This window comes from Allobosea sp. (assembly GCF_035944895.1).
Lineage (GTDB): Bacteria > Pseudomonadota > Alphaproteobacteria > Rhizobiales > Beijerinckiaceae > Allobosea.
On record NZ_DASZAT010000008.1, the window covers coordinates 95,411 to 111,787 of the forward strand.

Below are 16,377 nucleotides of genomic sequence, written 5' to 3' on the forward strand. Positions count from 1 at the left end.
CATCGGATCAGCCCTTTGGCGTTCCGGTTTTCGCGATCTTGTCCAGCACCGGCACCAGATGAGCCATGAACGCGACGTGGTCCTCGCTCATCGGGAAATGGCCGAGGCCGGGCATGATCGTCGCCTCGACGCCTGCGATGCGGCGCTTCAGATCGAGCGTGTCCTCCGGCGTGCAGGAGTAGTCGTACTCGCCCGTCAGCAGGTAGAGGGGGCATCGAGACGTATCGATCTTCGCGACCTCGTCGCGGATGTCGCCATCCTGGGTGTAGAAATAGAGATCGCCCTTGAAGATGCCCGGGCCGCCCTGCATGTAGTGCCACAGCGTCTCCCAGCGATCGGCGTCGCCGGAGAGCGGCCCGATCAACCCGGAAACGATCGCAGCGCAGGCCTCGCCGCCATGGACGTCGGGCCGATTGGCCCAGGACAGATCATAATAGGGATCGACATGGGCGCCCGATTGCAGCCCGATCGCAGCCCTGAACCGCTCAGGATGATGCAGGGCGAGATGCAAAACGACGCGGCCGCCGATCGAGCAGCCCATCACTACGGGATTGTCCAGCCCCATCGCTTCCATGATGCCCAGGATGATCGCGACGTAGTCGGCCGATGACAGCTTGTAGTCCTCGTCATGCCATCCGGCCGGGGGGGACGACTTTCCATGCCAGGGGAGATCGAACGCGACGACCCGGTAGCGCTCGAGAACCTGCGGATCATTGAGAAGATTGCGGTATTGCCGCGTGTCGGAGCCGGCCGTGTGGAGACACAGCAGCGGAATGCCCTGGCCCGCCTCTTCGACATAGATCCGGTGCTGACGGCCCAGGAGCTCGGTGCGAATATAGCGGCCGATGACGGGTTCGAATGTGGCGCTCACCGGTGGGTCTCCTCGCGCAGCGCCGCGAAAATCTCCTTGAAATAGCGGAGGTTCGCCATGAAGGGATGGAGGTCGCCCTCAATCCTGAGAAGGCGCTTCTTCAGCAATGCGAACAGGTCGTGAAAGCCCGGCTGCGGCACAGGCGCGAAAAAGGCGCTCCAGGCATCGGCGGGGGCCCGCAGGGCGAAGGTCCAACTCGGCATTACGAACGGGCCGCGTCGGACGGAGGCGATGCGCCCCTGCTCGATCTCGACGAGATAGGCCAGGTCGCCGACTTCGACGAGCATGCGCGTGGTGACGTATCGCCCGCGTCGCACGAGCGACTCGCGCCGGTTCACGGCTTCAGTGAGGCCGTCGATCATGTATTGTCCTCCCGCGGCCGTCATGGTCTCGACAGGCGTGCGAGCGCATCGACCGCGACGACACCTTCACCTTCCCGCCGGACGAGGATCGGATTGATCTCCGCTTCCATCACGCGCGGTTCGGTTTCGCCGATCCGCGAGAATTTGACCAGCGTCAGAGCCAGCGCCTCGAGGTCGCCTCGTGCCTTGCCGCGGAAGCCGCGCAATGTGGCGAAGCCCTTCACCTCGGCGATCATGGCGCGTGCGGTCTCGATCGTTACCGGAGCGAGACGTAGGGCTCGATCCTTGTAAATCTCGGTCGTCACACCACCCGCCGCCACGATCACCACCGGCCCGACCTGCGGGTCGACGCGATAGCCGATCAGGGCCTCTCCGATTCCGCGCTCCATCGGCTGCACAAGGATGCGACTGGCATCGGCGTCCGGCAGGTGCTGCCGGACATCATCGCGAATGCGTCGAGCCGCCTCGTCGAGTGCATCGACGTCGCGCAGACCAAGGGCTACCCCGCCGACATCGCTCTTGTGAGCTATGTCCCGCGAAAGCACCTTGGCTACGACCGGAAACGCGAAGGGCAGGGCCGGCCGCGGCTCGCCGACGCGGAGGATTGCCGTCGCACCGCGCGCCACGCCGATGCGGTCGCAGAGCTCATAAGCCTCCTGCTCATCGATCGGCTCGCTTTCGGCCGCCGAGATGCGCAGGCTGCGCGCGACGGGCGTGTCGCGCGCAAACGCAGCGCGAATGGCATCGGCGCAGGATTCCGGCGTGCGGAAGCCAGGCACGTCGTGGCGCGCCAGCATGTCGAGCGCTTGCGGTGCGTCGGGCACGATGAAGACGGCGAGCGGGCTGTTGGCCCTGGCCACTTCGAGAATGGGTGCGACCGCGAGATCGGGATGGTTGCGAGCCGAGGAGCCGACGACCGCGACCACAAGATCGTACTCGCCGGACGCCAGCATGGTGCCGAGCGCAGACTTCATCACCTCGGGGCGCGTCCCGGCGAGCGTGAGGTCCACGATGCGCGCGGGTTCGACGGGGGCTCCGGCGCCGGCCAGGCCGGCCACCAGGCTTTCCGAAGGGCCGGCCACCGAGACGCCGCGCACGCCGAGCTGGTCCACCACCATCGCCGCGCCACCGCCCGTGGTCGTGACGACACCTACGCGCGGTTTGGCGCCGGGCGGGAGGATGGGCGTGCGACCGAGCAGCGGTAGGGCTTCAAGGAAACCGTCCAGCGTCTCAATCCGGGCGATGCCGCATTCGCGCAGGAAGGCTTCGGCGATGTCGTCGTCACCGGCGAGCGCGCCGGTATGCGATGTCGCAAGTTCGGCGGCCTCGCTCGATCGACCCAGCTTGTAGGCAAGCACCGGCTTGCCTCGCTCATGCGCCGCCAGGGCAAAGCGCCGCAGCGCGTCGGCATGGTTGAGCGACTCCAGGAACAGCATGTAGCTGCCGACTTGGTCGTCATCGAGCGTTGCGGCGCAAATGTCACCCAGGCTCAGATCGATCTCGTTGCCGACCGAGACGAGACCCGAGAAGCCGATGCCGCGAGCCTTGCCGCGTGAAAGCAGGGCGCCGATCATGCTGCCCGAATGCGAGGCGACGAAGATCGATCCGCGCGGGAGATTGCCTTCCGCGAAGGCGGCATTGGCAGTTAGCGTCATCCCGTCATGCAGGTTGACGACGCCAAGGCTCGACGGCCCGATCAGACGGATTCCGGTCCGACGGGCAATCTCCCGCAGCCGCGTCTCGCGCTCGGCACCGATCGCGCCGGCTTCAGAGAAGCCGCTGGCGAGGATGGTCGCGACTTTGACGCCGCGTGTGCCGCATTCCGCCACCGCCTCGATCGCGGCATTCGTCCCCGTGAGGATGAAGGCGTGCTCGGGCACTTCCGGAAGATCGGAGAGAGAGGTCCAGGCTTTCTCGCCGAGAACCTCGTTACGGCGAGGGTTGATCGGGTAGACCTTGCCCTCATAGCCGGCCGCCCGCAGATACTGCAGCGGCCGCCCCGCTGTCTTGGACGCATCGTCGGAGGCGCCGATCAGCGCGACGCTGCTTGGGCGCAGGATCGCGCGGCTCCAGTCGGGCATTGCCGTCGCCATCTATTCGGCCGCCAGGGCCTGAGGCCGCCGCTGGTCGAAGCGCCGATCGAAAATGTGCTCGGCGACCCTGTTCTTGAGGATCTCGGTTGAGCCGCCGGCAATCATCCAGCCGCGTGTTCGGCGCATGCAGTATTCCGCCAGGGACTCCGTGCTGTAGCCCAGACCGCCCAAGACCTGGATGGCCTCGTTGGCCGCATCGAAGCCGGCCTGATTGCAAGCGAGCTTTGCGAGCGCGGTATCGGAGGCGGATGGAAGCTCGCCCTCCTTCACGGATGCGGCCCGGTAGAGCAGGAGCTGGGCCGCCTCGAGCTTGAGGTAGACGTCGGCGAACTTCCACTGAAGACCCTGGAACTCGCAGAGGGCCCGGCCGAACTGGGTACGGGTCGCGGCATGCTCTCGAGCGAGCTCGAAGGCGTATCGGCCAACCGCCAGCGCGCGCGACGAGTTGCCGAGTCGCTCGACGTTGAAGCCCGAGATCTGCTTCTTGAAGCCACCGGGCCCAAGCAGGACGTTCTTGGCAGGGATTCGGCAGTTCTCGAAATAGAGCTGAGCCCATTCTTCGCCGCCCATGAAGGGGGAAGGCTGGCCGATAACCAGCCCGGGCGCGTCGCGCTCGACCAGCACCGAGCCGATGCCGCCGACGCCGGGCCCGAAGCGGACATAGACGAGATAAAGGGAGGCGTCGGGGCTGTGGGTCGAGAAGATCTTGGCGCCATTGATCAGATAGCCGTCGCCATCCGGCTTGGCGGTGGTCTTCAGCTCCGTGACCGCCGACCCCGCGTCGGACTCGGTCATGCAGAGACTGATCACCTTGCGGCCAGCCAGCAGGTCGGGAAGAAAGCGCTCCTTCTGTTCGGGCGTGGCATACTCGACGAAGGTGCGTATCGGCCCGAAATTGCCGGCCTGGACCGCGTCGGCACTTCGAGGGCAGACCGCCGCGACCTGTTCGATCGCGATGATGGAATCCATCAGGCTGCCGCCTTGCCCGCCATCCTCGACCGGCATGGCGATGCCCATGAGGCCGTTCTCGCCCATCATCTGGGCGACGTCGAAGGGGAATGACGGGTTGTGGGCGCGCTCGAGGCGGCCTGCAGCGAGATGCTGCTCGGCGAAGCGGCGTACCGAGCCAGCGAACATCTGCTGTTCTTCGGATAACGTGAAGTCCATGCTGGCCACCCTGGATGCGATTTCTTCCCGGTCCGCGGCGATGCGGCGCTCAGATTTGCCAAGGTGATGCAGGCCGCGACCACATTCCGGCAAGTTCGCAGAGGTCGGAACCTCATGACTTTTGCGATGAGCGCCTGGAATGGCAAGCGCCGAAGGGGCGATGAGGGCCGGCGCGCATTCCGAAAAGTCGGTCTGGGTTTCGCTTCGCGAAGTTGTGGACCGGCCTCTTCGGTGAATAGTCGTCGACGAGCCTGTGGCGGAAAGCCACTCGCGCCTTATGCGGTGAAAACACGCGAATGGCAGCCGCGCCAGCCGACCTTGGGAGGGTCTCCGATGAAAGCCAAGTTCTCCATCGCTGCGGCGGTGGCTGCCATGTTCATGTCCGCACAGGCGCAGGCTCAGTTTAGCGACGGGAAGATCAAGATCGGCGTTCTGACCGATCTCTCCGGTCTCTACACGGACAATACCGGCCTTGGCTCGGTTTTGGCGGCTCAGATGGCCGTCGAGGATGCCGGCGGCAAGATTGGAAACACGCCGGTCGAGCTGATCTCCGCCGACCACCAGAACAAGGCCGATGTCGGTGCCGCGGTGGCCCGCCGGTGGTATGACATCGATCAGGTCGATCTCATCCTCGATGTTCCCAATTCGGCGGTGGCTCTGGCAACCCAGGCGATCGCGCGGGAGAAGAACCGCATGGTGATCTTCTCCAGCCCTGCGGCCTCGGATCTGACGGGCAAGGCCTGCTCCCCGGTCGGAGCGCACTGGACCTATGACACTTACGCGCTGTCGCAGGTGATAGGGCGCGCCGTCGTCGCCAACGGCTTCAAGAACTGGTTCTTCCTGACTGCCGACTATGCGTTTGGCCACACCCTCGAAGCAGAGACCAGCGCGGTCGTCAAATCGGTTGGCGGGCAGGTTGCGGGCGCGGTGCGCGCGCCTGCCAACACCGCCGATTTTTCGTCGTTCCTGTTGCAGGCCCAGGCATCCAAGGCACAGGTCATCGGCCTGGCGACCGCTGGTGCCGATACCCAGAACGCGATCAAGCAGGCGGCGGAATTCGGCGTGACGCAGTCGGGCCAGAAGCTTGCGACGCTTCTGCTCGCCATCAACGAGGTCCACGCGCTCGGCTTGAAGGCGACCTCGGGCATCATGCTTGCGAGCCCTTTCTATTGGGACCTTGACGATGATACCCGGGCGTTCTCCAAGCGCTTCTTCGCCCGCCACAAGGCTATGCCCTCGCTCTACCAGGCGGGCGTCTACAGCGCCGTCGCCCACTATCTCAAGGGCGTGAAGGCAGCCAACAGCGACTCGGCGGCCCCCGTCATGGCCAAGATGCGCGAGCTGCCCATCGACGACTTCATGACCAAGGGCGGCAAGTTGCGGGCCGATGGCCGCGTGGTGCGCGACATGTACCTCTTCGAGGTCAAGTCGCCGGAGGAATCGAAGGCGCCTTGGGACTATTACAAGATGGTCAGGAAGGTTCCGGGCGATGAGGCATTCCGGCCGCTGGCTGGTTCGCCCTGCCCACTAGTCTCGAACTGATCTACTCGCGGAAATAGCCGACAGCAGAAGGCCCGGCTCGCTGCAGCCGGGCCTTTCGATTCAATCGGCCTGCCGAGCAATGTCGCAAGGGTTCAACCGAACCGGAAGCGATCCTCGAAGCGGCGCACCTGCGCGATCGAGTGAAACGGGATGTGGCCGGCGAGAAGCCACGCGCCGGTGTCGGCGCAATGCGCCAGCAACCGGCGACGCGTGTCGATTGCGACGTCGGGATAGAGATCGGCACGCATCCTGAGATCCGGCAGCTCGAGTTGAATCGGGTGATGGAGCGCATCGCCGCAGATGATCGCTTCCTCCCCGTCGGCCCGTGCCCGAACGCAGCAATGCCCGAAGGAATGGCCTGGCGCAGGCATCAGCGAGACCTCGCCCTCTGCGCCCGGAACGACCACGTGGCCATCGTCGACGAAGAATGCCAACCCCGCGTCGACCACTGGCAACACGCTGTCGACGAAGGCGCCGTGGTTCACCGCGGCGGCGCCTTCCCGCTGGAAGCGGCCGAGGAAATGGTCGTATTCCTTGCGGCCGAAGAGATGCCGCGCATTGGGAAATGTCGGCACCCAGCGGCCGTTGTCCAGCCGCGTATTCCAGCCGACATGGTCGCAGTGCAGATGTGTGCAAACGACGATGTCGACGTCCTCGCACCGCAGGCCGAGACGCCCGAGATTGTCGAGGAAGGCGTTTGACCGCAGATCGTGCTGCCACGGCGCGGTCGGCCGCTGCTTGTGATTGCCGTTGCAGGAATCGACCAGGATGGTCAGGCCCTCGCTCCGGATCACATAGGCCTGGAAGGCGAGGCCGAGGGTCATCGTCGCGGGGTCGAGAAAGCGACCGTCGAGCCAGGACGAGCCGGCTTCCATCTGCTCGCGCGTCAAGGCGTCGAACAGGAAGGAGACGGGCATCATGCGATGCTCGATCTCCGGCAGCAGGTCGATCGTCATCCCGCCAAGCTGGAGCGACCGCTTCATGCGGCGGGGCGCTCCCCGCTCGCGCGCAGGCCGCTCGACCATTTTTCCAGCCACCAGGCATAAGGCTTGGGCCAGGCCTCGAAGGCGCCAGTCTGACCGAGCGCCTCGGCAGCGTGATGGGCCCAGAACGGGTCGAACAGCATCTGGCGTCCGATAGCGATGATGTCCGCCGCCCCCTCCTGCAACAGCGCTTCGGCGAATTCCGGCGACCGGATCAGGCCGACTGCCTGGCTCATGACACCAGCCTCGGCGCGCAACCGGCGCGCGAAAGGTGCCTGATAACCGGGACTGCGGGTGAGGTTCGAATTGGTCGCGCCCTTCAGGAGGTTCCCTCCCGAGGAGCAATCAACGAGGTCCACGCCCGCCAGCTTGAGTTCGCGTGCGAACGAGACGCTGTCGTCGAGTTCCCAGCCACCGTCGATCCAGTCGACCGCCGATATCCGCGCGAACAGCGGTACGTCGGAAGGTAGCGCCGCTCGGACCGCACGTGCGACCTCGAGCGGGAAGCGCATCCGGTTCTCGCGGCTGCCGCCATAGGCGTCGGTGCGCTTGTTGGCGATCGGCGAAAGGAAGCTCTGAAGAAGGTAGCCATGGGCCATATGCAGTTCGATGATCTGAAAGCCTGCCTTCAGGGCTCGCAGCGCAGTTGCGACGAAGGCGTCGCGGATCTCGCCGAGCCCGGCCTGGTCGAGCGGCTTCGGAACCGGCCAATTGTCCGAAAACGGATTGTCCGACGCTCCCAGCGGCTGCCAGCTTTCGTCGCCCTTCGCCAGATTCTCCGGCGTCAGCACGCCGTTGCCTTCCCAGGCGCGCTGGGCGCTGCCCTTCCGACCCGAATGGTTGATCTGTATGGCAGGCACCGCGCCCTGTGACCTCAGGAAGGCGGCGATGGGAGCGAGCGCTTCGGCTTGCCCATCCTCCCACAGCCCGAGGCAGCCATTGGTGATGCGACCCGTCCGCGTGATGGCCGCTTGCTCGACATACACCAGACCGGCGCCGCCCATGGCGAACTTGCCGTAATGGACCTGGTGGAACGGCACCGGGTAGCCGTTATCGGCGCAGTACATCGCCATCGGCGAGACCGCGATCCGATTGCGCAAGGTAACGCCGCGAATTGTCAGAGGCTGGAACAGCAAGGGTATCGAAGCGGGCATTGTTTTTTCTCCCTGGACGTCGCCATCCTACGGTAACGGCACCCGGCCATCAGCTTCGCTGAAGTGAATACCTCATGAGCGATTGTCGGGCTGGGTTTGCAGCAGTCAGCCTGGAATCCCGTGCGGCGCGAGGATCTGACGGAGCGCGGCGCCCGATGCCAGGCGGTCGAAACCGGCGTTGATCTCGTCGAATCCGATCACGCCGTCGAGGAGCTCGTTCACTGGCAGGACACCCTTGCGGTAAAGCTTCACGAAGCGGGGGATGTCGCGCACCGGCACGCAGGAGCCCATGTAGCAGCCGCAGATCGACTTCTCGTTGGAGACGAGATCGCCCTGTTCGAAGGCGAACTGGGCGCCGAGCGGCGCAAGCCCGGCGGTGGTAATGCGTCCACCCCGGACCGTGACGGCATAGGCCGATTTCAGCGCGGGCAGAGCGCCCGCGAAGTCCAGCGCATGATCGACCCCGCCATCTGTCGCCTCCCGGACCTTGGCGTCGAGCTCCGGATCGGTGGCGTTGAAGCAGTGCGTGGCACCGAGGCTGGCAGCCTTAGCCAGCTTGGCATCGTCGAGATCGATCGCCACGATGGTCTCGGCGCCGGCGACCCGCGCGCCCATGACGCCGCTGAGCCCGACGCCGCCGACACCGTAGATCGCAACCCTCTCGCCTGGCGAGACGCGAGCGCCGTTCACGACCGTGCCGACGCCGGTCATGACTGCGCAGCCGAACACGGCCGCCTCGATCAGGGGCAGGTCCTTGTCGATCACCACGACCGAACCGCGATGGACGACACTATATTCGGCGAAGCAGGAAACGCCCGCCTGATGGCGGAGCACATTGCCGTCGGCGTCGCGAATGCGCGATCCGCCGGAAATCAGTTCGCCCTTTGAGCGTGCGGCGGGCGCGGCCTCACAAATATTGGGGCGCCCGCTCAGGCAGGCGCGACAGCGGCCGCAAGAGACCGAGAACTGGAAAGCGACGTGATCGCCGACCTTGACGTCGGTCACCGCCGCGCCGATTTCGACGACCTCGCCGGCACCCTCATGCCCCATGACCATCGGCACGTCGCGGCCCCGGTGGCCGTTGATGACGGAGAGGTCCGAATGACACAGGCCGGCGCCAGCCACCTTGACCACGACCTCCAGCGCGCCGGGCGAGGCCAGTGTAATCTGCTCGATCGAGAGCGGCATGGTCTCGGCATAGGGTTGCGCCAGACCGATCGTCCGCAGCACCGCTCCCTTGCAGGTGATCGTCATGATGGAACCTCCCGGCCGGACATGTTGCTGCACCCGAACAGCGCAGTCGCTTTGGTTTCTCGTGCATAGCCGGTCTGCCGCGGCAAGGCGTCTGAGCGATCGTCAGACTAGCCCGACTGGAAGTTCGGCTGGGAGCCGTTTGAGGGTAGCCTCATAACCGCAGGTTTCGCTGGCCCAAACACGGGCTGGCTGTCGCGGGCTGGGGCATCATGATCTGATGCAGGCAACAAGCGCTCGAGATCGGCGCGGAAGAAGGGCGGAGGAGCCGCCGCAAGGACGGGTGTCATGCAGACGAGATCGGACGCGCTTAGCCACTACCCGCAGATCGGCCAACTCATCGGCGGCGCCTACGAAACCGGCGGCGGCCGCGCCATGCACGACATCACCGATCCGACCACAGGCCAGGTCCTCGGCCAGTACCCCACCGCCACGGAAGACGATATCGCGCGGGCGCTGGCCGCGGCGGAACGCGGTTTCGCCGTTTGGCGAAAGCGCTCGGCCTTCGATCGCGGCAGGGTCCTCCGCAAGGTCGCCGACACCATGCGCGAGCGCGCCAACGAGCTGGCCCGGCTGGTGACGCTCGAACTCGGCAAGCCCTGGAAGGAGGCCGTCGCCGAGGTCGAGCAGGCAGCCGGCATGTGGGAGTGGTATGCCGAGGAAGGCAGGCGCGCCTATGGGCGGATCATTCCTGCGCGCGAAGCCCATGCTCGCCAGCTCGTCATGCCGGAGCCGATCGGCGTCGTTGCGGCCTTCGGCTCCTGGAACGCCCCGCTGATCACGCCTTCGCGCAAGATGGCAGGGGCGCTCGGCGCAGGCTGCGCCATCATCATGAAGGCGTCCGAGGAGGTTCCGGCCTGTGCGCTGGCGCTCGGCCGCATCGCCTATGAGTGCGGGCTTCCGGAAGGAGCCCTCTCCATCCTGGTCGGCGATCCGATCCTAATCTCCGAGCGCCTGATCGATGCGCCCTGCGTGCGTGGCGTGACATTCACGGGCTCGACGCAGATCGGCAAGCAGCTCGCCGCCCGGGCAGTTTCCCAGATGAAGCGTCCGATCATGGAGCTCGGCGGCCATGCCCCCGTCCTGATCTTCGACGACGTCGACATCGCCGCGGTCGCCAAGGCCGCAGCCGCCGCCAAATTCCGCAATTCGGGCCAGATCTGCATCGCGCCAACGCGCTTCTTCGTGCAGCGCAAGGTCTATGGCGCATTCAACGAGGCGCTGGCGAAGGCGGCCAACGATCTGGTGCTCGGTTGCGGTTTCGAGGAGAGCACGACGATGGGGCCTCTGGTCAGCTCGCGCCGCGTGAAGGCGATGCAGGGCTTCGTCACCGATGCCCGCCAGAAGGGCCTCGGTATCGCTGCGGGCGGCGATGCCGTCCAGCGCGAGGGCGCCTTCTTCGCTCCGACCGTGATCACCGATGCGCATACGGAGTCGATGGTCGCCAACGTCGAGCCTTTCGGGCCGATCGCGGCAACGGCTGCGTTCGACAGCTATGACGAGGCGATCGGGCTGGCCAACCGACTGCCCTTCGCTCTTGCCGCCTACGTCCAGTCGAACAACGTCCACACCGTCAATCGCGCGATCGATGACGTCGAGGCCGGCAGCGTGATCTGCAATGGCTGGCGCGTCTCGCTGCCCGAGACACCCTTTGGCGGGCACAAGGAGAGCGGCATCTTCGCGGAAGGCGGCGTCGAGGGCCTCCAGGCCTTCCAGCACGTCAAATACGCCTATGTGGCGTAGCGCGGCGTATCTGCCGGCGCTGCTGCCGGGCGGGACGTGGATTTGGGGCGCAGCGGCGTGACATTGCCGCGAGTTGGTTCCACCTCTGCCGCGGCGGCCGCGAGCCAGTCGATGAAGCGGCGCGTCTTCTGCGTGAGCGATTTCGTCGTCGGCCAGATCGCGTGAAAGGCTGCTCCCGTCCCGACCGGCCTGGCGAAGGGCCGCACCAGCGCGCCGGCGTCGAGCTCGGGCTTCAGCAGCGCGAGTTGGCCGATCGCGAGCCCGAAGCCCTGTCGCGCGGCACTGTAGGTCAGCAGGGATGAATCGAACTCGGTCGTATTGCAGGCCCCGACCGTCACGCCTGCCCCCGCAGCCCAGATCTCCCACTCCTGTCGGCGGTATCTCGACTGCAGGATCTCGGCACCGTCCAAACGGGACGCCCGCACCTGGTCCGCCAGGCGCTCGGCGCATGCGGGGCTGCAGACCGCATCGACATATTCATCGAAGAGCGGTCGCGACTTCGCCTCGCGCCAGCTGCCGTGGCCGAGCTGGATGGCCAAGTCGAGATAGGTGCTGCGGAAGTCGAGAGGTTCGACGACGGTGTCGAAGCGCACGCGATACTGCGGGAAGAGCGCGGTGAACGATGCGAGGCGCGGCATCAGCCAATGGTTCAGGAAGCTCGGATAGATCCTAACGTTGATGGTTGCGTCGCTTTCGTCGGCGAGGATGCGGTTCGTCGCGCGTTCGATGCCGTCGAAGAGGCCAGCGATTTCCTGCCCGAACGAGCGGCCGACGTCGGTCAGCTTGACCGCATGCGAGGAGCGCTCGAAGAGCTTCACTCCAAGATAGGTCTCGAGGATGCCGATCTGGCGGCTGATCGCGACCTGGCTCACACCCATGTGGCGGGCCGCCGCGGTGAAGGACCTATGACGCGAGGCGATGGCGAAGGCGCGCAACGGGTTCAGTGGCAGGCTACGGTAACGTTCGTCCAACGTCGTTTCTCCCTGAAGCTGCGATCGGGGCGCGAAGCCTCGGCGCGTTCATTTACTGCCGCGGTAGCTTCGGCTAGCTCTGCCAGCCAGTCATCCCGTAAATGGTTGCCGCCATGACCCGCCGCATGCCGCCTCTGAACCCGCTGCACGTCTTCGAGGTGTCCGCGCGTCTGGGCGGCTTCAGCCGCGCGGCTGCCGATCTCAACGTCACGCAATCCGCCGTGAGCCGGCAGATCGCGGTGCTGGAGAGCTATCTCGGCGTCAGGCTTTTTCACCGCGAGCGCAATGGGGCCAAGCTGACCGAGGCCGGTATCAGGTTCGCAGGCGAGATCGCAGAGCCCTTTGCGCGGATCGCAGCCGCCGCAGGCCGTTTGACGGACCGCAAGCCGACGGAGCCCCTCCAGATCAGGGCGTATGCGACCTTCGCCACGAAATGGCTGATTCCGCGCCTGCCGAAGTTCCATGAGCGCTACCCCCGCGCGCTGATCCGCGTCAGCAACGTCGTCAAGCCGATCGACTTCTCGCGGGAGACGGTCGAGCTCGCGATCCAGCTCGGCGAAGGCTATTGGCCCGGGACCAAATCGATCCTGCTGTTCAAGGACGTGATCCAGCCGGTGTGCAGTCCTGCACTGCTCAAGCGCGGCAAGCTCAATACGATCGAGGATCTCAACCGCCATACCCTCCTGCATTCCTATTACAGGCGCCGGGACTGGCCGGACTGGCTGGCGGCGGTTGGGCATGCCGACCTTCCTGACGATCGTGGAATGATGTTCGACAGCTCGGTGCAGACCTATCAGGCGGCCGTCGAGGGACTGGGCGTCGCAATCGGTCAACGGGCGCTCTTGTCTCACGAGCTGGAGAGCGGCCAGCTTGTCCCCCTCTTCGATCGGCCCGTCGAGCGGCCCCTCGGCTACCATCTCGTATGGCCGACGGACCGCCCGGAGAGTCAGAAGCTCGAAACCTTCAAGGAGTGGCTGCTGAAGGAGATCGCAGCCGATCCGTCGCTCCATCTTCCGGCCTAGCGTTCTGCCGCCTGCCGTCCGATCGGGTGACGCGAACGGGCCGAGGCGGCGGGGCGCCGAGCTTCTCGATCCAGGCGCCAAGCCTGGTTAGCTGCTGAGGCGAAATCGCCTCAGGCGGCCGATAGAAGGCGATCCCCTCCATCAGTTTGCAGCGATGCTGCAACCGCCCGCCGCCTGCGGACGGAATGCCTGGTCGCCCGGAACGGTGGTGAGGACCTTGTAGTAGTCCCACGGGTACTTCGACTCCGAAGGCTTCTTGATCTGCAGCAGGTACATGTTGCGGATCACGCGCCCGTCGGAGCGGATCTTGCCGTCCTTCGTGTAGAAGTCGTTGATCGGCAACTCGCGCATCTTGGCCGAGACGGCCTTCGCCTCGTCGGTCTTCGCCGCATCGATCGATTTGAGGTAATGTGTCACCGCGCCATAGACGGCTGCCTGCAGGCTTCCCGGGGCCTTTCCGTTGAAGCGCTCCATGAAGCGCTTGCTCCAGGTCCGGGTGCTGTCGTCCATGTCCCAGTAGAAGCTATCCGCGATGATCAAGTCCTGGCCGACCTCAAGCCCCATGGCATGGGTGTCGGGCAAATTGACCAGCAAGGCCGCCATGTTCTGGCCACCAGCCGTGATTCCGAATTCGCGCGCCTGCTTAAGCGAATTGATCATGTCCGAGCCGGCGTTGGCGAGGCCGATGACCTGCGATCCGGACGATTGCGCCCGCAGGAGGAATGACGACAGGTCGGCGGTCCCCAGCGGATGCCGGGCATTGCCCTTGACCTCGCCACCATTCTCCTTGACCACGCGCGCCGCCTGTTCCTCCAGCGCGTGACCGAAGCTGTAGTCGGCGGTGAGGAAGAACCAGCTCTTCAAGCCGCGGCGGACCACGGCGCCGGCAACGACGTTGCCAAGAGCATAGTTGTCGTAGGCCCAGTGAACTCCGACCGGCGAACAGGCCTTTCCGGTCAGATCGGGCGTGCCCGGTCCGGTCGCCAGAAAGACGCGGTTCTTGTCCTTGCTGATCTGCTGTACCGATAGCGCGACCGCGGATGACACGACCTCCGTGATGGCATCGACCTTTTCGACGTCGTACCACCGGTTGGCGATCGCGGAGCCGATATCGGCCTTGTTCTGATGGTCGGCGTAAACTATCTCGATCGTCTTGCCCGCGACCTTGCCGCCGAAATCCTCCATCGCCATTCTCGCGGCAAGGACGGCCCCGGCGCCGACATTGTCCGCATAAAGGCCAGACATATCGGTGAGAACGCCGATCTTGACGACGTCGTCCGAAACCGTCTGCGCGTTGACGGCGAGAGGTTGACCGAGGCTCGCACCAACGAGCCCCGCAGCGGCGGCAATTGCGATTGTCTTCATGGCGTTTCCCGTGCCGGCGATGCGATGTTGATTTTTTAAGGCGGGAAGCTGCTGTCGCAGCCGGTCGCCGGTCTTGCGGTCAGACTTGGATAGCGCGCCGACGCGCGCAACTTCGAAGACGTCATGCCAGCCTAAGGATTTCGCATGCCCGCAGTGGCGCGCGACGCCATAGCGCTACCAAAACGTCATCCCAGCCCGACTTCTTGTTTCTTGAAGCCCGTCTTCCGCCGTCGTTAGACACGGTTCGGCCCGGAACAGTCCGGCAGACGCGCTCTGTCGACACTCCCCGGCATGAATGAGGAGCCCCTGAGCATCCTCAACCGAACAAGTCATGGGATGGACGCAGATGGTAGGGGACACAATCCTCGAAGCTCGCAATCTGACGAAGGAGTTCAACGGATTCCGTGCCGTGGACGGCGTCAGCCTTTCGGTGCGCCAGGGTGAGATCCATTCGTTGATCGGGCCCAACGGAGCCGGAAAGACGACCTGCTTCAACCTGCTCACCAAGTTTCTCAAGCCGACGGCGGGATCGATCTCGTTCAAGGGCGAGGACATCACAGGTCACGCACCGGCGAGCATCGCGCGCTTGGGCCTCGTGCGGTCCTTCCAGATTTCCGCCGTCTTCCCCAATCTCACAGTGCTCGAGAACATCCGCATTCCGCTGCAACGTCGCCTGCGCGGGGACAGCTACGATTTCTGGCGCGGGGAACAATGTCTGACGAGCCTCGACGCCGAGGCCGAAGCCCTAGCGGATTCGGTCGGCCTTGCTTCCTATGTCGACCGGCTGGCGAGTGACCTGTCCTACGGCCGCAAGCGCGCTCTCGAGGTTGCCACGACGTTGGCGCTCGAGCCGGAAATGCTGCTGCTCGACGAACCAATGGCAGGGATGGGCCACGAGGACGTCGACCGCACCGCGGAACTCATCCGTCGCGTCGCGAAGAACCGGACCATCTTGATGGTCGAGCACAATCTCTCGGTCGTAGCCACACTGTCGGACCGCATCACCGTGCTCGCCCGCGGGCAGGTCCTGGCGGAGGGGGACTATGCCACCGTCTCACAGGATCCGCGCGTGATCGAGGCTTACATCGGCTCGGGAGATGGCCATGCTCATTGAAGCCGCATCGCCAGGCGAGACCATTGCCGGGCGCGCCGCGCCTCTGCTGTCGGTTAAGCGGCTCGAAGCCTGGTATGGCGAGAGCCACGTGTTGCATGGCATCGACTTTGACGTCCGCCAGGGTGAGGTCGTCACGCTGCTGGGCCGCAATGGCGCGGGGAAGACCACGACCCTGCGTTCTATCATGGGCCTGATGGCGCGCTGCCAAGGCTCGGTCACGCTGGCCGGGACCGAAACTATCGGCCTGCCGGCGCGCCAGATCGCGAGGCTCGGCCTCGGTTATGTCCCCGAGGAACGCGGCATCTTCGCCAGCCTATCGGTCCTGGAGAACCTGCTGCTGCCGCCGCGCATCAAGGCAGGTGGCCTTTCGCTCGATCGGATCTACCAGCTCTTCCCGAACCTCCAGGAACGGCTCGGCAGCCAAGGGACGAAACTCTCTGGCGGCGAGCAGCAGATGTTGGCGATCGCCCGCATCCTGCGCACCGGCGCCGACTGCCTCTTGCTCGACGAGCCCACGGAGGGACTCGCACCGGTGATCGTCCAGCAGATCGGGCGCACGATCGCGATGCTCAAGCATGCAGGCTTCACCATCGTCCTCGTCGAGCAGAACTTCCATTTCGCCGCGACGATCGCCGATCGCCACTTCGTCGTCGAACAAGGTCGCGTCGTCGATGAGATCGCGGCCGGCGCGGTCGAAGCGAATCTCGGCAAGCTCAAGTCCTATCTCGGAGTCTGACGC

General features: G+C 65.1%; 14 protein-coding genes. 5 read left to right on the top strand and 9 right to left on the bottom strand.

Annotated features, from left to right (window positions below; translation table 11 throughout):
• Positions 1 to 7: 7 nt before the first annotated feature.
• The 4 genes from VGV58_RS12070 to VGV58_RS12085 are packed head-to-tail and all read right to left on the bottom strand — an operon-like array spanning position 8 to position 4,493.
• Complete coding sequence (locus VGV58_RS12070; RefSeq protein ID WP_326874263.1) at positions 8 to 871, bottom strand: alpha/beta fold hydrolase; 864 nt, start codon at positions 869 to 871, stop codon at positions 8 to 10.
• A complete protein-coding gene (locus VGV58_RS12075) occupies positions 868 to 1,233 on the bottom strand; it encodes a hypothetical protein (RefSeq protein ID WP_326874264.1) in 366 nt (121 codons plus the stop codon). Before VGV58_RS12075 ends, VGV58_RS12070 begins: the two co-directional genes overlap by 4 nt.
• 20 nt (positions 1,234 to 1,253) lie before the next feature.
• Positions 1,254 to 3,326, bottom strand: a complete 2,073-nt coding sequence (locus VGV58_RS12080) for an acetate--CoA ligase family protein (protein WP_326874265.1) — start codon at positions 3,324 to 3,326, stop codon at positions 1,254 to 1,256.
• A complete protein-coding gene (locus VGV58_RS12085) occupies positions 3,327 to 4,493 on the bottom strand; it encodes an acyl-CoA dehydrogenase family protein (protein WP_326874266.1) in 1,167 nt (388 codons plus the stop codon).
• A 333-nt stretch (positions 4,494 to 4,826) separates the two neighbouring features.
• Here VGV58_RS12085 and VGV58_RS12090 point away from each other — a divergent pair, with 333 nt between their 5' ends.
• Positions 4,827 to 6,035 (top strand): ABC transporter substrate-binding protein, encoded by a 1,209-nt coding sequence (locus tag VGV58_RS12090; protein ID WP_326874267.1) that lies wholly within the window; start codon positions 4,827 to 4,829, stop codon positions 6,033 to 6,035.
• A gap of 92 nt (positions 6,036 to 6,127) precedes the next feature.
• On the opposite strand, the gene VGV58_RS12095 is transcribed toward VGV58_RS12090, so the two are convergent.
• From VGV58_RS12095 to VGV58_RS12105, 3 genes are all read right to left on the bottom strand, one after another.
• The gene (locus VGV58_RS12095; protein WP_326874268.1) at positions 6,128 to 7,018 is read right to left on the bottom strand and encodes an MBL fold metallo-hydrolase; all 891 of its coding nucleotides are present in this window, start codon (positions 7,016 to 7,018) and stop codon (positions 6,128 to 6,130) included.
• A complete protein-coding gene (locus VGV58_RS12100; RefSeq protein ID WP_326874269.1) occupies positions 7,015 to 8,172 on the bottom strand; it encodes an NADH:flavin oxidoreductase/NADH oxidase in 1,158 nt (385 codons plus the stop codon). Before VGV58_RS12100 ends, VGV58_RS12095 begins: the two co-directional genes overlap by 4 nt.
• A gap of 105 nt (positions 8,173 to 8,277) precedes the next feature.
• Positions 8,278 to 9,420 carry a zinc-binding dehydrogenase gene (locus VGV58_RS12105; protein WP_326874908.1) on the bottom strand — a complete coding sequence of 381 codons (1,143 nt, stop codon included), beginning with the start codon at positions 9,418 to 9,420 and terminating at the stop codon, positions 8,278 to 8,280.
• A 291-nt stretch (positions 9,421 to 9,711) separates the two neighbouring features.
• On the opposite strand from VGV58_RS12105, the gene VGV58_RS12110 reads away from it, so the two are divergent.
• Positions 9,712 to 11,166 (top strand): NAD-dependent succinate-semialdehyde dehydrogenase, encoded by a 1,455-nt coding sequence (locus VGV58_RS12110; RefSeq protein ID WP_326874270.1) that lies wholly within the window; start codon positions 9,712 to 9,714, stop codon positions 11,164 to 11,166.
• Here VGV58_RS12110 and VGV58_RS12115 read toward each other — a convergent pair.
• Positions 11,154 to 12,137, bottom strand: a complete 984-nt coding sequence (locus VGV58_RS12115; RefSeq protein ID WP_326874271.1) for a LysR substrate-binding domain-containing protein — start codon at positions 12,135 to 12,137, stop codon at positions 11,154 to 11,156. The two genes, VGV58_RS12110 and VGV58_RS12115, sit on opposite strands and share 13 nt — an antisense overlap.
• A gap of 125 nt (positions 12,138 to 12,262) precedes the next feature.
• On the opposite strand from VGV58_RS12115, the gene gcvA reads away from it, so the two are divergent.
• The gene (gene gcvA / locus VGV58_RS12120) at positions 12,263 to 13,159 is read left to right on the top strand and encodes a transcriptional regulator GcvA (RefSeq protein WP_326874272.1); all 897 of its coding nucleotides are present in this window, start codon (positions 12,263 to 12,265) and stop codon (positions 13,157 to 13,159) included.
• 141 nt (positions 13,160 to 13,300) lie between these two features.
• Here gcvA and VGV58_RS12125 read toward each other — a convergent pair whose 3' ends face one another.
• Positions 13,301 to 14,524, bottom strand: coding sequence for an ABC transporter substrate-binding protein (locus tag VGV58_RS12125; protein WP_326874273.1), 1,224 nt, complete (start codon positions 14,522 to 14,524; stop codon positions 13,301 to 13,303).
• Between the two features lie 346 nt (positions 14,525 to 14,870).
• Here VGV58_RS12125 and VGV58_RS12130 point away from each other — a divergent pair, with 346 nt between their 5' ends.
• A complete protein-coding gene (locus VGV58_RS12130; RefSeq protein ID WP_326874909.1) occupies positions 14,871 to 15,638 on the top strand; it encodes an ABC transporter ATP-binding protein in 768 nt (255 codons plus the stop codon).
• Positions 15,622 to 16,374, top strand: coding sequence for an ABC transporter ATP-binding protein (locus VGV58_RS12135; RefSeq protein WP_326874274.1), 753 nt, complete (start codon positions 15,622 to 15,624; stop codon positions 16,372 to 16,374). The genes VGV58_RS12130 and VGV58_RS12135 overlap by 17 nt, the downstream gene beginning before the upstream one ends.
• Positions 16,375 to 16,377: the final 3 nt, after the last annotated feature.

What these genes read in the sequence shown, in the direction of transcription:
- VGV58_RS12075 (WP_326874264.1), bottom strand. Translation starts at nt 1,233, where the DNA reads ATGATCGACGGCCTCACTGAAGCCGTGAACCGGCGCGAGTCGCTCGTG.
- VGV58_RS12080 (WP_326874265.1), bottom strand. Translation starts at nt 3,326, where the DNA reads ATGGCGACGGCAATGCCCGACTGGAGCCGCGCGATCCTGCGCCCAAGC.
- VGV58_RS12085 (WP_326874266.1), bottom strand. Translation starts at nt 4,493, where the DNA reads ATGGACTTCACGTTATCCGAAGAACAGCAGATGTTCGCTGGCTCGGTA.
- VGV58_RS12090 (WP_326874267.1), top strand. Translation starts at nt 4,827, where the DNA reads ATGAAAGCCAAGTTCTCCATCGCTGCGGCGGTGGCTGCCATGTTCATG.
- VGV58_RS12095 (WP_326874268.1), bottom strand. Translation starts at nt 7,018, where the DNA reads ATGAAGCGGTCGCTCCAGCTTGGCGGGATGACGATCGACCTGCTGCCG.
- VGV58_RS12100 (WP_326874269.1), bottom strand. Translation starts at nt 8,172, where the DNA reads ATGCCCGCTTCGATACCCTTGCTGTTCCAGCCTCTGACAATTCGCGGC.
- VGV58_RS12110 (WP_326874270.1), top strand. Translation starts at nt 9,712, where the DNA reads ATGCAGACGAGATCGGACGCGCTTAGCCACTACCCGCAGATCGGCCAA.
- gcvA (WP_326874272.1), top strand. Translation starts at nt 12,263, where the DNA reads ATGCCGCCTCTGAACCCGCTGCACGTCTTCGAGGTGTCCGCGCGTCTG.
- VGV58_RS12125 (WP_326874273.1), bottom strand. Translation starts at nt 14,524, where the DNA reads ATGAAGACAATCGCAATTGCCGCCGCTGCGGGGCTCGTTGGTGCGAGC.
- VGV58_RS12130 (WP_326874909.1), top strand. Translation starts at nt 14,871, where the DNA reads ATGGTAGGGGACACAATCCTCGAAGCTCGCAATCTGACGAAGGAGTTC.
- VGV58_RS12135 (WP_326874274.1), top strand. Translation starts at nt 15,622, where the DNA reads ATGGCCATGCTCATTGAAGCCGCATCGCCAGGCGAGACCATTGCCGGG.